Consider the following 13,282-nt stretch of genomic DNA (forward strand, 5'->3'; position numbering starts at 1 on the left):
GCTCCGGCAAGTCACCGGGGCCGGGTGGCACACGGAGGGCCGGACTTTCGCTAGGCTTGGTCTGTCCGCCTCCGTAGCTCAGGGGATAGAGCACCGCTCTCCTAAAGCGGGTGCCGCAGGTTCGAATCCTGCCGGGGGCACTCATCTCCACCAGGCTTTTCGTACGCTGACCTGCGGTTTTCCGACCGCAGGTCTTTTGCTTTCCAGACCCTTGGTAGGCCGCCGAAGGCACCCGTATGCAGCCGTAGGACCTTGATCACGGGAGATATACGGGATGATCTTGGAGGTGTTTCCCAAGGTCACCACCGGATTCTCGGGGCACTCTGTCGCTACCGAGATGCTCACGCCTAGGGTGACCACGTGCAGCGCCTCGCCCTCTTTGACCTTGACAGGACCCTCATCGATCTCGACACGGCGTTCCTGCTCTGGACGGAGGAGTTCGCCGAGCAGCGACGATTGGGTCCCGAAGGCGTTGCCTGGCTCGTCTCTCTGGATCGAGACGGCTTCCCCCATCGAGAGGTCTTCTTCGGCAAGGTGCGGGAGCACTTCGCGCTGCCAGAACCAGTCGACGAACTGTGGGCCGCCTACCGCCGGCGCATGCCCCACCTCGTCCGGTGCTACCCCGGCGTCCCGGCCGGATTAGCCGAGTTGCGCGCCGCCGGGTGGTGGGTGGGGATCGTCACCAACGGCATGGCCGACAACCAACTCGGCAAGCTCCGGCAAACCGGCCTGACCAACGCGGTCGACGGCTACGCGGTGTCGGGAGTCGAGGGCATCAGGAAACCCGAGACCGGCCTGTTCGAGATCGCCGCCCAGAGGTGCGGAACCAGCCTCGCCGCAGGTGGGTGGATGGTCGGCGACAACCTCATCGCCGACATCGAAGGAGCGCAGACAGCCGGCCTTCGTACAATCTGGATCGATCGAGGAACGTGGCCAGGGAGCGAGCACCGAGCCGACCGCGTCGTGGCCGATATCACAGAGGCCATCGCCATCATGCGCGACGGGTACAGCTGAATGCGTACCGGTCGAAGGAGCGCAACCAAAACGAGCATTTCAGTGCATAGCAGGCATACGAGGTGTACGTGGGACTAGGGGTTAGGTAATGTCCGGAGCGTGCGCCCCGAAATTCGCTGGCTGTCTGTCGCCGCGGTGCTCGTCTTTCTCGCGGTCGTAGCGGGTTGCACAGGAGACCCCGAAAAGCCCACATTGGACGCTGCCACGAAACAACTCGTCGCAGACAGCGAGAAACTACTGACCTCTCGCGAAGTAGCCACCTCTGGAAAGGTGGCAGTGACAGAACGAGCGGACAAAGATACGGAATCAGGATGCCCACCTGGTGAGGTGCGGCGAGTCCTCCGCGCTCAGGGGGATCTCTCCGGTTCCCCTGCCGCGCAGATGCCGGGCAACTCCGCCGGTCTGATGCAAGGATTGCTGGAGTTCATGGGGTACGACGAGGTCGTGAGTGATCGCGATCTTCGCGATGAGAACCTGGGCGTGTCCGTTGTGCACAACCCGAAGGCGGGATTGACGTTTGTGCTGACCGTGCGCAACGGTCAGAAGCCCAACATCATGATCGTCGGCAAGACCGGTTGCTACGCTCGCGACAGTTGATCCGCCGCGTTCAGCCAGGTAGCTGGGCCGCCTCCGTGCGCAGGAGTTCAGCCTGTTTGCGTAGGCGCTCGGCTGTGGCCACGCAATCTTCCCGGAGCATCTTGAGCTCACGGCCCATCTGTGCGGCCTGGGTGTTGAACCGACCTGCGGCAGGCCCCTTCCAGAACGCGTCAACGGTCTGCGGGTTCGCCAGTCCGCCGACGAAAACCCCTTCCAGGGCTTTGGCGTATCGAATGAGGTTAGTGGCGAGCAGTTCCTTGTCGGCGGCCTGCCGGAGCAGTTGCGTCGGGCTAGGGAAGGTCATGGTCAGCCTCCCCGTCTCTCCAGCGCGTCCACCAGAGCTTTGTAGAGCCGGCCACTGAACGTTTTTTCGACCACGTCTTCATCCCAGACCGTCAGCGGCTTCTGCTTGTGCTGAGCCAACGAATCAATCACCCAGCGTGTCTGCTGATCTACGATCTTCTTTGCGACGGTGTCCGCCGTACCGGGTGTCTGCTTGTCCAGGTAGTCCTTGATGAAATCCTTCAGTACGTCCTTGCCGTCGTCCTGTAATCGGTCTCGCGCGGTCGCCGTCGTGGGGTCGTCGATAGGCCAGTATTTGTTGGAGAGCCAGTCGACGGGCAGCGTCATGACACCGGCGATCCAGTCGGCATACTCATCGTCGCTCCACTCCGCATACGTCGAGCCCGCCAGCAGAAGATTCGCAACCCCGCCCGCCAGGGCGCTGTGTGCCACATATCCGGCACGAACATCGTCGTCGCTGTCGAACGGCTGAAACCGGCCGATGTCCAAGCCCACCGTGTACTCATGCGACGCCTTGAACAACGCGTCCGCCGCTACCTTGTCCTGCATCAGAGCGCCCACGAACCGCGACGCCACATCAGGGTCGAGCTTGTCCCACGGTGGTGCGGGATACAGCGGGGTGAGCTTGGGCGAGGACTCTTTTGCCTGACCACGCGCGAGCGCATCAAGATAGGGCGTCACGTTCCTGGCCAGCGCTTGACTGATCGGCGAATCCTGGAACGCGCGACCCCATTGGCCGCCGAGCCACGGGCTGTCCTCCGCCCCCACGCCGCCGATGACGTTGAGCCAGGCTCGATCACGTGTGCCCTGATCACCCGCGCCCGGTTGCAGCGCCTTGTCCAGCACACCCGCAAGCTTCGTCTCGAAGTCGGGGATACCGGTTCGCAGGAACCGTTCCGGATGCAGTAACCAGCCCGCGGCCTCTTTATGGTCAGCCAGCAGCGTTCGCAGCGCCTGCGGGTCGGCGTCGTACGCCTCCACCAGTACGTTCAGGTTCCAGTTCTGGCTGGTCGGGAGATCGGCGGCCAGCGGACGGCCCAGCACGCGTAGTGCGACCTGGTTGAGGAGCCCGCTCGACGGTTTGGACATCGCGACCAGCGCCGTCAGCACGCCTGGCTGGGTCGTCTCCATGAACTTCCCGCCCCACTCCTCACCCAGCCGTCCGGCGCGTTCGGCATTGGCGTAAGCCTCGGCCAGCGGCCCCAACGTCTCGCTCCCCTGCCGGAGCACACCGGGCGGAAGTCCCTTGTCCATCGCCGGACCTTTGTCCCGTAACCAGTGCATGAACAGCGCACGGAACTTGTCCGGCCCGAGAGTGGTCAGCAAGGCGGCGGCATAAGCGGGATCGTTCAGCTTTCCTTTTGCCGCCGCGGTGGCTGCGGTCACCTTACGCCAGCTCTCCACCGAGTTCTCGACCTCATGCTGCCGGAGCGCCTCGGCGACAGGCGCCGCGTCCGCTTTCCCCTGCCGAGCGGCCTCCTTTTCGCTGTCGAACGCGAAGGACGCGCTCAACATGCCGGTTCCCGCGGTCGGGACCATCTGCTTGAGGGTGTCCATCCGCCATTTGAGATCTCGCTGCGTCTCATCGAAGAGCGCCCAGGATCTGTGCATGGCCGCCACTCCCTGAGAACCGGTCCACGAAGGACCGGCCTCGGCGATGGCCGCCTCGATCCCATGCCGAGTACGGGCCAGGACGTCCTTGCCGGCAGCCATCTGGCGCACCAGTTGCTCTGCCCCGAGGGGGTCGATCCCGACGAACTCCCCCATGGCCCCCTCCCCGAGGGTGTGGCTACAAGGGACGAGTCAAACACACCAGCCCATCCCGGTAAACGTCTCATACATCCCTATAAACAACCGGAATTACGCTGACGGTGGCAGTGATCGTGTTCGAGGCGGGCACAGCAACCCATCTACACCACGCGCGCCCAAGGATCGCTGGCTTCTGCAACTAACCGTAAATCTGATGGCACGCCTGGTTGCGTACGCGAAAAGCAGGTCGAGAAGGTGGGAAGAGCTCGTCACACTTCGCGGCGATCACCGAGACGGACCCCTTCTTGATGCCGGCTTTGGGAGCTTTGGTCTTTCTTCCTTTGTCTACGGGCGTCACGATCGCCCGACGCGACTCCATAGGGACGCGCTGAATCCGGTGACGTAGAAGGGCCGAGCCCCTTGCTCGGTCACGCTTCCTGCTCTTCAACGCTTCGGAGCGTGGGACAGACGTGATCGAGGGCGATGCGCTCAGTGTGGCCGTGGGCAGCGGAAGCGAAGGGAGCACGACGGCACGCCCCGGCGTGCTCAGATCAGGCGCCGGCCCTGCGACAGTTCCCGGCCCTCGGGAGACGCTCTCGGCGCCCCAGGCACTCGACCATATGCCCAGGGCTGCGCAGGTCAGGAAGCCGGCAACGATCGCCGCTCGGGTGCGGAGATCTCCGTTTCGTAGCGGTGGCTTCTTCGGTGGCGTCGGGGCCGCGTACCGTCGCCCGAAGCCCTTGGACTCGTTGAGGAGCTTGGCGCGTCTCCGGCGCGGCAGGCCGTACGGCGGTCGGTACAGCGGGCGGAGGTCTTGGGCCGAAGGGATGGGGCGGTCGTGTTCATCGTGCATAGGATCCCCCTGATCACTACCCGTACTTTCAGAGTGGCGCAGCGTGGCGCCATCCAGTGGGAGCCACTCGGCATGGCGAGCAGCGCGGAACGAAACGGCCCCGGTATGGCCGGGGCCGTGAGTGGAGGGACGTGGGCTACGTGTCCAAGGCGTCGTTGATCTTGCCGTTGATCTGCTCTTGCTGGCCGTCCATGCACTTCGCGTAGACCCGCAGCAGAACGTCCACGCTGTGACCGGCCCGCTTGGCGACTTCGGGGGCCGGGACTCCCGCGTTCAGCCAGAGCGAGACGGCGGCGTGGCGGAGGTCGTACGGGCGAGCAGCCAGCGACGAGGCGACTTGAGCGGGCGTGAGGGCGAGCTTTCGAGCCTCCTGCCAGACGTAGGAGTACGCCGAGCTGGAGTAGGTCCCGCCGGTGCCGGTGCGGAAGATCCTGCCGTCCTTGGCGGTCCCGTACTCGGCGATGTGCTCGCGGAGCATGGCGACCAGGGCGGGTGGGATCGGGATCTCTCGCGTTTCCTTGTCCGCCCGGTGCTTCAGGCTGCGTGACTCGTGGGTCTCCCCGGAGTTGGTCCAGCGCTTCGTGCCCTGGGGGCGTGCCCTCTCCAGGACGATCAGGCCCCAGCCCGCCTCGGGCAGGGTGCAGTTCTTCACCCGCAGGTCGGCTGCTTCCTCCGGCCGAAGCGCGGCGTAGTAGATGCAGGCGAACAGCGCCCTCAGCCGAGGACCACGCTTGCGGCCCACCTTGGGTACGGCGTCGAGGAGTTGCCGTGCTTGAGCCGGGTTGACCACCGTGCGGGGGTCGACGACCGTCACGGCCTTTGGCGCTGTCCATTTGATCTCGTTCAGCGGGTTGCTGCTGAACACCTTCTGCTCGACCGCATGCTCCAGCAGGTGATGGAGGATGGCGCGCTTGCGGCGAACCGTGTTCGCTCCCGCCGGGGCACCGGTGAAGGTGACCGAGATGGCGTCGAGGGCCGTACGTACAACGTGGGCCTCTCCCAGAGCTGACAGCGGGAGGGACGCTCTCTCCAGCCAGCTCAAAGCCGCGGCTTGTGCTGTGGTCAGGTCGGCCCGCCGCTTGTCCGGAAGCAGCGCGTGAGTCCGGAGAACCTCCCGCAGGTCCTCGGCGGAGGGACGGCGCGGCGCGTCGGTCACCAGGGCGGGGATGAGGGTCAGAAGTGCGTACGCGTCAGTCTCACGGGTCCGGGCGGCTGAGGTGTTCCAGCGCCGAAGGACGTACGCCTGGGCGAACTCCAGGAACGACGGCCCGGAAGACCGCGATTCGAGCATCGACACCGGCAGGCCGGTGGCAACGTCGAACTCCTCCCCCGCCTTGGTCGCCTGCCTCAGGTCGGATACGAAGGCGTTGGCCAGGCCCTTGGTCCGGAAGCTCTTGGACCTCTCCTTGCCGGCCACCCGCCAGCGGGCGACGTAGGTGACCGCACCGCCGCTGGAACGCTGCTGGATCTGGGCGAGCTTCACGTCGTAAGTGGTGTTCACGCCGCCTCCCGTCGCGAGTCGAGCCAGGCCATGAGGTCGCTCCGCCAGACACGGAGTTCGAGGTTGGGCAGTTGGATGCAGACCGGCGCACGGCCGAGCTCGCGCCAGCGATAGAAGGTGCGGCGAGAGACGCCACCCAGCTCATCGAGGACCTGAGGAACGGTCAGCAGTTCGTCACGCCTGCTCATCGAGCACCACCTCCCGCAGATGGGAGTCGGGTGCCGGTGATGGCGGCGGCGAGGAGTTGGTCTCCGGCGGAGAGTCCTTGTCCGGCGTACGCCCAGTGGGCGATGACGAGGACGGTGTCTTCGTCGAAGAGCGGGAGGCGGCCCGTGGTGATCTCGCTTTCCTTCATGTGTTCTTCGCGGGCGGCGCGGAGGGCGCCCAGGGTGGTGGAGTAGCGGCGGCTCTTGGTGGAGAAGTGGCCGCGGAAGCCGAGCATGTGCGCCCACTGGATGAGCCGCAGTTCGGCCAGGTCGTCGAGGGCGCCGAGGCGCATGCACGCGGCGATCAGGTGTCGGGCGTGCTCACGGATCGGGAGTGCGGCCAGGTCGTCGAGGGGCTGGATGCGCCGGTCCAGGGTGCCGACGCATTCGGCGGCTTTGGTGGCGTACTTGGCGATGTAGGCGGCTACCGCCTGCTCGGTGAGGTCGCCGGTCATGGTGATGCGGCGGACGTCGAGCTGTGTGCCCCAGCGGAAGGTACGGCTGAGCGGCTTGATCTCCGCCGTCACGACCGAAGCCGCGTGTTGGACAGCATCGGCCAGGGCATCGGCCGTTGCCCAGGCCGGTGGCGGTGCATCGGGGCCGTCCGGTCCGTCGAGGCGGATCACGGCGTGGAAGTGGACGACTCCGCGCCGCTGGTACTCGGCGACCTTGGCGAACGAGATCGTTGCCTGCTCACGCAAGGCTTTGAGCGTCAGCCCGGACAGCTTGGCGAAGCGTCGGCGGAGGGCTTCGGTGAAGCGTCGCCACAGTTCGGGGCTGATGGCGTTGAACAGGACCGAGCCTTCGTAGTCGTAGCAGTCTGGGCACAGCGGTTCGCCCAGCCGGGGGTCGTCGGAGCTGTGTCGGTCGGTGCAGGACATGATCTGTCCGTGCGGGCAGGTGGCGGCGTCGCGGCGGGGATGGCAGGGCAGGATCTTGCCGTTCTTCTCCCTGCGTACGTGGACGGTGCCGAAGGAGGGGGCGGTGAGGGTGACGAACAGGCACGGGTGCGTGCTGACCGTCTCTGGGACGCTCTTGCCGCCGATCAGTCCGGCGCGGATGAGGTGGTAGGTGTCGGCGCGGTAGGTCTCGGCGCAGGCGGGGCAGCGGGTGGCGCGGCGGGTCTTGCAGGGGACGCGCAGGATGCCGTCGGGTTCGGTGTTGGTGGTGTAGTGGTGCAGGAGTTGGCCGGTGGCCTGGTCGTAGTGGTCGACTTTGCCGCGTAGGTGGATGGGCTGTCGGCAGCCGCCGGCGCGTTTGATCTGGGTGGCCCAGCGGTCGTAGTCGGGGTGGTTGAGCCGGTCGATCATTCCGGCGACGGCGTGGGAGCGGGCAGAGCAGGGCAAGATGGGACCGTCCTCTCCAGTGTTGCTGGTGTGGGATGGCCCCCGGCCTGGCGCGGATCTTGGCGGATGTGTGGCCAGGCGGGGGGCGCTACAGCGCGGGTTAGGCGCCGCGGTTTTCGATGCCGGTGCCGGAGCAGTCGGCGCAGGTCTGGTTGTCGGTGAGGCCGGTGCCGCCGCAGGTGCAGCAGCGGTAGTAGGTGAAGGTGTCGTCCATGATCAGCGCTCCTTTCGAGGGGTGATGCGGACGTAGACGCGGTAGCTGCGCGGACGGGAGCGGTCGGGGTAGGCCCGCGACATCGCGGTGACGTCGAAGACCTCGCGCAGGTGGATCAGGCCGAGGGCGAGCTCGGCGCGGTTTCCTTCGAGGCGGATGCGCATGATCGGGTCTCCTCAGTGGGTGTCGGGTGTGATGCAGCCGTAGTAGCTGTCGTTGGCGGTGTGCTGGGTGCGGGCGTCGGCGAGGATGGCTACGGCCCGGTATTCGACGGGTCCGAAGAACCGCGAGGTGCCGTAGTGCCCGCCTCCGGCGTCGATGTCGCTGCCGAGCAGGGCGGCCAGGTGGTCGAGCTGGGCGCGCATCTGATCGTCATCGGCGTTCGGGGTGAAGTGGTGGACGGTGACCCCGCGAGGGGTCGGCACGTCGGGGTTGGCCTGGAGGAAGGCGGCCAGTTGGATCAGGCCGTGGATGAGGGCGGTTCGGTCGTCGGTCATCGGTGATCTCCTTTCAGTGGGTGGTCAGGGTGTGGAGCAGGGTGGCGGCAAGTTGGTGGGAGACGCCCAGGCGAGTGCGGAGCTGGTCGCGGGTGATGGGTTTGCCGTGGGCGGCGTGGTGTTCATCGGCGACACGGCGGGCGTAGTCGAGCAGCGCGGGATCCGGCGCGGGACCGTCGCCCTGGCGGTCGTCGTCCTGGTGGGCGGGGACGAGCGCGGGACGGTCCGCCGCCGGGACCGCTGGCGGGACGGCTTGGGGACGGTCGGGGACGGACGGGGACGCCGCCGCCCAGGACGGGGACGTCTGCGAGACGTCCGGGGACGATTCACTGGTGCTGGTACCGGCGGCGGCGCGGCGTTCGAGCATGGAGACCGCGACGAGGAAGGCGGCAGCCGGGGTGGCGGCGGTGATCCAGCCCCAGACGGTCGGGTCGGCCTGTTGCAGGTTGGCGGCCAGGGACAGGACGATGCCGCCGGTCAGCACGAGGACGGGCCAGGACAGCGGGCCGCGCCGGATGCGGCCGGTGTGCTTGTCGCGTTGGCGTTCGCGGGCGGCCATGACGCAGGTCAGGTCGATGCACACGGCCACGGCCCAGGCCATCCAGCCGTGCTGGCCGTGCTCGGTGGCGGTATCGCGGATGTGGGTGAACGAGCCCGCGCCGGCGATGAGGGCCAGGACGAGAACGGGGCCGGTGTCGAGCAGCCAGGCGACCAAGCGGCGCATCAGCGTTTCCTCCCTTCCGGTGGGTCAGGCGGTTCGGGAGTCGGGGGTCTCGTATGGTTGTGCGGTCATCACGTCGGCCCAGGCCGGGGCTTGGTCGGCGTAGGTGCGGGCGGCGTGTTCGGCCACGGCTTCGGTGACGTAGAAGGAGCGGGCGCGGTACCACTGGCCGTCCTGGCCGGCCACGATGGCCACCCCCGGTGTCTCAGACGGGATGGCGCGGGCGGAGTCGAGCGCGGCCGGGTCGAGGTCACCGAGCGTCATGGTCGCCGTCTCCGGATCGTTGACCCGGTGGCAGATCCGCCCGGAGCACTGGGCGCGCAGCGCGGTGACGCCGGGGCCGAGGTCGGAGCCGATCCGCTGGCCGCAGCAGAACAGGTAGATGCCGAACGCCCGGCCAAGCTGGGCCACCCGCAGCAGTGCCGTGGAGGTTCTGGCGATCTCGTCCTTCTCGCTCTTGTCGGCCATCAGGTAGAGCTCGGCCAGTTCGTCGACCAGGACCACCACGGGGACCGGTCGCATGGTGGGCGGGAGTTGCCAGATGTTGCGCGCAGCGGCCATCCGGCATACGCCCATCCGGTCCGTCATGAGCGCCACCAGGTCATCGAGCAGGGCGCCGCATTCGGCCCGGCTGGTGGCCAGCGCCGACAGGCGCGGGCTGTACGGGGTGAACTCCACCCCGCCCTTGAGGTCGAAGCCGACCAGCGCCACCGGCTGCGGCGCCAGGCCAACGATCAGGGCGTTGGCGAGGTTGGACTTGCCGGATTGGGTGGCTCCGGCGTTCAGCCAGTGCGGCACGGTGCGGAAGTCGACCATCCACGGCCTGCCGGTCTCCAACCGGCCGACAGTGACCTTGAGCAGTTCCGTAGACGGCGGCAGGTCGTCGACTTTGACGAGGGGGTCGCGGATGGTGGCGGCCAGCCGGACCCGGCCGGGCTTGTCGGAGGTGACCCGGACGGCGTGCACCCCCCACGAATGCGCGAGCCGTTCGGCGACGTCGGCGTAGTCGGCGGGGATCTGTCCTTCCAGGGTGTGCAGGGTGACCCGCCAGCCGTGCCGGGTCGGCATCGGCAGCCACATCCACGGTTTGGTGTCCACGGCGATGCGCTGGAACTTGCGCTTGACCCGGACGACGCCGGTGGAGGCGACCAGGCCGGGGACGGTGGTGAACCAGAAGCGCTGCCGCTTCTTGGTCAGCCCGCAGCCGAGCGCGACCTTGCGCCAGGTCGCCATGACGGTGACGGCGGTGATCGGGTAGCCGAGCACCAGCCAGAAAGAGCGATAGTGGAAGCGGCGCCAGGCCCACAACCCGGCCGCCACGGCGGCCAGGACTGTGAGCGTCCAGTAGTGCTGGTCAGACATCGGCGGCCTCCCGCAAGGGCAGGAGGGCGGTGGCGCGGTAGGAGATGCCCCACTTGCCGGCGATCTCCCAGACGTAGCCGAGTAGGCCGACCGCGTTGACCGGGTCACCGGCCTTGATCGGCGGCTCACCGGTGATACCGATCTTGACGAGTTCGATCCGGCCGAACTCGTCTTCGACGGAGACGGTGACCTCGTAGACGGTGTTGCCGTTCTTGTCGGTCTTGATCTCACCGGTGTCGCGGTTGAGGACGCGCGGACGCGGGGCCTTCACGCAGGTGATGGTGAGCTTGTTCGTGTCGACGGGGATGGGGACGGTGCGCATGGTTGGTTCCTTTGAGTAGTTGAGGTGTAACGCTATGCATACATAGAACGCTTGGAATTCTAAGTTGTCAAGGGCTTCCACGCAGACTTGGTTGGCATGTCGGGGTGGCTGTGCTCAACTGGAGGTGCACGCACCTCACGGAAGGCATTGGATGGTCGAGAAGTCCGGTCGGCCCGGCTACCTCCAGATAGCCGACGACCTACGCGCGCAGATCAGAACGGGCTCACTCGCGACCGGCGCCGCGCTGCCTTCGACCGCCCAGCTCTGCCAGCGCTACGACGTCTCAGCCAGCGTGGTCAAGGCGGCCATCAGCGTTCTCCGTACCGAGAACCTGATCATCGGCCAGCAGGGCAAGGGCGTGTTCGTTCGCGAAGACGCGGCGGCGGCCCTCTCGGCCGAAGGGCCGGCCTCGTCCGAGGTCATGGAGCAGCTCGCTCAGATGCGCAGCACTCTGGCGGTTCTCGGCGACCGGATCGCCGATCTGGAGAAGGCCGTGTTCCCAGAGCCGAAGCGATCTCGCTGACCCGGCAGGCCAACTCCTCCATGTCAGACCGAATGGCCTGAAGCTCACTTATTATCCGCTCATTTGTGGTCACTTCGGCACCCCTTTTCTGGCTGGTCGTTATCCCGGCGGGGATGCCGTTAGTTCACCGCGGATTCGCGCTGGCGAGTATCACAGAGCGTTAGCTAAGCTTCATCACTGCTGCCTGCACGGCGGTTACACATGCGCTTACACACGCCCGCCCCTCAAAGTGCACAAAGGATGCGATGAAGACAATTCACCGTCCCGGATGGCAGCCCTTGGTCCTGCGCCAGCACCGCGAAGCGCACGGCCTCACCCTCGAAGCCGCAGGTGACCAGCTCCGCCAAGTCGCCCACCGGCACGGCCTGACCGCACCAGCCGCCAATTTCCAGACACTCTGGTCACATGAGCAGGGATCGGTATATCCCGGACCCCACTACCGGCGCGCGTATTGCCTCCTATACCAGGCAAATGAACCGGCACTTGGTTTCCGCCTGCCGCTACCCGGCGAAATAACCGAAGTGGAAAACTCCATCTCGGATTTGCCCCCATCCACCGACCCCGCCACCGACAACGCCGCCGCCCAGGTCATCGAACAGACCCTCGTCAAAGTCTCCGGCGCCCCCTCCAACGCCGAACAGAACGCCCTTCATAACCGCGTCGTGGACGCCTGGCGACGCCGCCACGGCCAAGGCAGCCCCAAACCGATCCTGACGATCGTGGGCGGTTACGCCGGGTCGGGCAAGACGGAGTTCTCCCGGTTCCTGTCCGACATCACCGGCTGGGCGTTCCTGGACAAGGACTCCCTGACCCGCGCCATGGTCGAACGCCTGCTCGTCTCCCTCGGCGGTGACCCGCACGACCGGCACACCGAGCTGTACCTGAGCGAGGTCCGGCCGCTGGAGTACCGGTGCCTGATGGAGACCGCGTTCGACAATCTCAAGGTCGGCACCTCGGCCATCTTGTCCGCGCCATTCGTCGCCGAACTCGTCGACCCCGACTGGGTGTCACGGCTGACCAACCGATGCGCGGCCCGGGGCATCGACGTGGCAGTGGTCTGGGTGCGCTGCGATCCGGAGTCCATGCGCGAGTACATCGAGTTCCGCGGGGCCCCTCGGGACGTGTGGAAGCTGCAGAACTGGGAGACCTACGTCAGCGGCCTCAACACCGACACCAGCCCCGAGACCGCGCACATCACCGTCGACAACCGCCTCGGCTCCGCGATCAGCCTCGCCGACCAGACCCGCCAGACGCTGAAACGAATCCTGACGTGACGGGCATCGTGCTGTATGGGCCACCGGCCAGCGGCAAGAGCACTGTGACCGCTGCACTGACCGCGCTGGATCCGCGCCTCGTGTTGCTGCGCAAGCTCAAGGCCGGCACCTGGCGCGGCGGCGAGTACGAGTTCGTCAGCTTCGAGCGCCTGGCCGAGCTGCGCGCGGCCGGGCGGCTGCTGGTCGAGACTCGCCGGTACGGCAACGTCTACGCCGTCGACCGCCATCAGGTCGAGCAGACCGCCATGGCCGGGCAGGTGCCGGTCGTGCACATGGGCAACATCCCCGATGTCGGGCGTCTGATCGAGGCCGGGCGGTGGCTGCCCGTCATGCTGTGGGTGTCGCGCGCGGTGTGCGAACAGCGCTCCCGAGAGCGCGGGGACAATGACACGGCTCAGCGGTTGCGCGCTTGGGACGAGACCATGGCCGACCTGCACGCTCACGATGAAGGGCTGTTCGTCTGCCGCTTTCACACGGATGAGGTCACGCCTGTCGAGGTTGCTCGCCGGATCGCATGCGCTTTCGTCGACCGAAGGGCGGCAGTGTACGGTCACCGAGCCTGACCAGTCAAAATCTGCGCCCACAGGATCTGGGCAGCGTGGACGGATGTCCAGGGACTCTCGACGGCGACGGCCGGGCTCTTAGCCGTGTAGCGCCGGATGAACCACAGTCCAGCCTCCGTGCACAGCTCGAAGTACGGGAACGTACAGGAGCAGGTGTGTGCGCGGACCCGTACCCGGAGCGCGCGGGAAGAGCTCGGCTCCCAGTCGATCGGCTTAGCCCCTGGCAGGGGCGCGGCG

The 13,282-nt window shown here is 66.7% G+C and carries 15 protein-coding genes and 1 tRNA gene; 6 read left to right on the plus strand and 10 right to left on the minus strand.

What is annotated here, in order from left to right:
* Nucleotides 1-67: 67 nt before the first annotated feature.
* The 3 genes from AB0K05_RS29160 (at nt 68) to AB0K05_RS29170 (ending at nt 1,611) form a co-directional block, all read left to right on the plus strand.
* Nucleotides 68-140, plus strand: a tRNA-Arg gene (locus AB0K05_RS29160).
* A gap of 220 nt (nt 141-360) precedes the next feature.
* Nucleotides 361-1,014, plus strand: coding sequence for an HAD family hydrolase (locus AB0K05_RS29165; protein ID WP_364233252.1), 654 nt, complete (start codon nt 361-363; stop codon nt 1,012-1,014).
* A 99-nt stretch (nt 1,015-1,113) separates the two neighbouring features.
* Nucleotides 1,114-1,611 carry a hypothetical protein gene (locus AB0K05_RS29170; RefSeq protein WP_364233254.1) on the plus strand — a complete coding sequence of 166 codons (498 nt, stop codon included), beginning with the start codon at nt 1,114-1,116 and terminating at the stop codon, nt 1,609-1,611.
* 10 nt (nt 1,612-1,621) lie between these two features.
* Here AB0K05_RS29170 and AB0K05_RS29175 read toward each other — a convergent pair whose 3' ends face one another.
* The 10 genes from AB0K05_RS29175 to AB0K05_RS29220 form a co-directional block, all read right to left on the minus strand.
* Complete coding sequence (locus AB0K05_RS29175) at nt 1,622-1,915, minus strand: hypothetical protein (protein ID WP_364233257.1); 294 nt, start codon at nt 1,913-1,915, stop codon at nt 1,622-1,624.
* 2 nt (nt 1,916-1,917) lie between these two features.
* A complete protein-coding gene (locus AB0K05_RS29180; RefSeq protein WP_364233260.1) occupies nt 1,918-3,681 on the minus strand; it encodes a hypothetical protein in 1,764 nt (587 codons plus the stop codon).
* Between the two features lie 971 nt (nt 3,682-4,652).
* Nucleotides 4,653-6,017, minus strand: a complete 1,365-nt coding sequence (locus tag AB0K05_RS29185) for a tyrosine-type recombinase/integrase (RefSeq protein WP_364233262.1) — start codon at nt 6,015-6,017, stop codon at nt 4,653-4,655.
* Nucleotides 6,014-6,205, minus strand: a complete 192-nt coding sequence (locus AB0K05_RS29190; protein WP_189144991.1) for a helix-turn-helix domain-containing protein — start codon at nt 6,203-6,205, stop codon at nt 6,014-6,016. The genes AB0K05_RS29185 and AB0K05_RS29190 overlap by 4 nt, the downstream gene beginning before the upstream one ends.
* A complete protein-coding gene (locus AB0K05_RS29195; RefSeq protein WP_364233266.1) occupies nt 6,202-7,569 on the minus strand; it encodes a replication initiator in 1,368 nt (455 codons plus the stop codon). The genes AB0K05_RS29190 and AB0K05_RS29195 overlap by 4 nt, the downstream gene beginning before the upstream one ends.
* Before the next feature lie 216 nt (nt 7,570-7,785).
* Nucleotides 7,786-7,947, minus strand: coding sequence for a hypothetical protein (locus AB0K05_RS29200; RefSeq protein ID WP_364233268.1), 162 nt, complete (start codon nt 7,945-7,947; stop codon nt 7,786-7,788).
* A gap of 12 nt (nt 7,948-7,959) precedes the next feature.
* Entirely contained in the window at nt 7,960-8,280 is a 321-nt protein-coding gene (locus AB0K05_RS29205) for a hypothetical protein (RefSeq protein WP_364233271.1), read from the minus strand.
* Between the two features lie 13 nt (nt 8,281-8,293).
* Complete coding sequence (locus AB0K05_RS29210; protein ID WP_364233273.1) at nt 8,294-9,004, minus strand: DUF2637 domain-containing protein; 711 nt, start codon at nt 9,002-9,004, stop codon at nt 8,294-8,296.
* 24 nt (nt 9,005-9,028) lie between these two features.
* Nucleotides 9,029-10,363 carry an FtsK/SpoIIIE domain-containing protein gene (locus AB0K05_RS29215; protein WP_364233276.1) on the minus strand — a complete coding sequence of 445 codons (1,335 nt, stop codon included), beginning with the start codon at nt 10,361-10,363 and terminating at the stop codon, nt 9,029-9,031.
* Nucleotides 10,356-10,685: a hypothetical protein gene (locus tag AB0K05_RS29220; protein WP_364233279.1), complete on the minus strand. Its 330-nt coding sequence runs from the start codon at nt 10,683-10,685 to the stop codon at nt 10,356-10,358. The genes AB0K05_RS29215 and AB0K05_RS29220 overlap by 8 nt, the downstream gene beginning before the upstream one ends.
* 151 nt (nt 10,686-10,836) lie before the next feature.
* On the opposite strand from AB0K05_RS29220, the gene AB0K05_RS29225 reads away from it, so the two are divergent.
* The 3 genes from AB0K05_RS29225 (at nt 10,837) to AB0K05_RS29235 (ending at nt 13,045) form a co-directional block, all read left to right on the plus strand.
* Complete coding sequence (locus AB0K05_RS29225) at nt 10,837-11,208, plus strand: winged helix-turn-helix domain-containing protein (RefSeq protein ID WP_364233282.1); 372 nt, start codon at nt 10,837-10,839, stop codon at nt 11,206-11,208.
* 245 nt (nt 11,209-11,453) lie between these two features.
* Nucleotides 11,454-12,482, plus strand: a complete 1,029-nt coding sequence (locus AB0K05_RS29230; protein WP_364233284.1) for an AAA family ATPase — start codon at nt 11,454-11,456, stop codon at nt 12,480-12,482.
* Nucleotides 12,479-13,045: a guanylate kinase gene (locus AB0K05_RS29235; RefSeq protein WP_364233287.1), complete on the plus strand. Its 567-nt coding sequence runs from the start codon at nt 12,479-12,481 to the stop codon at nt 13,043-13,045. Before AB0K05_RS29230 ends, AB0K05_RS29235 begins: the two co-directional genes overlap by 4 nt.
* Nucleotides 13,046-13,282: the final 237 nt, after the last annotated feature.

The organism is Nonomuraea sp. NPDC049486 (genome assembly GCF_040676925.1).
Lineage (GTDB): Bacteria > Actinomycetota > Actinomycetes > Streptosporangiales > Streptosporangiaceae > Nonomuraea > Nonomuraea ferruginea.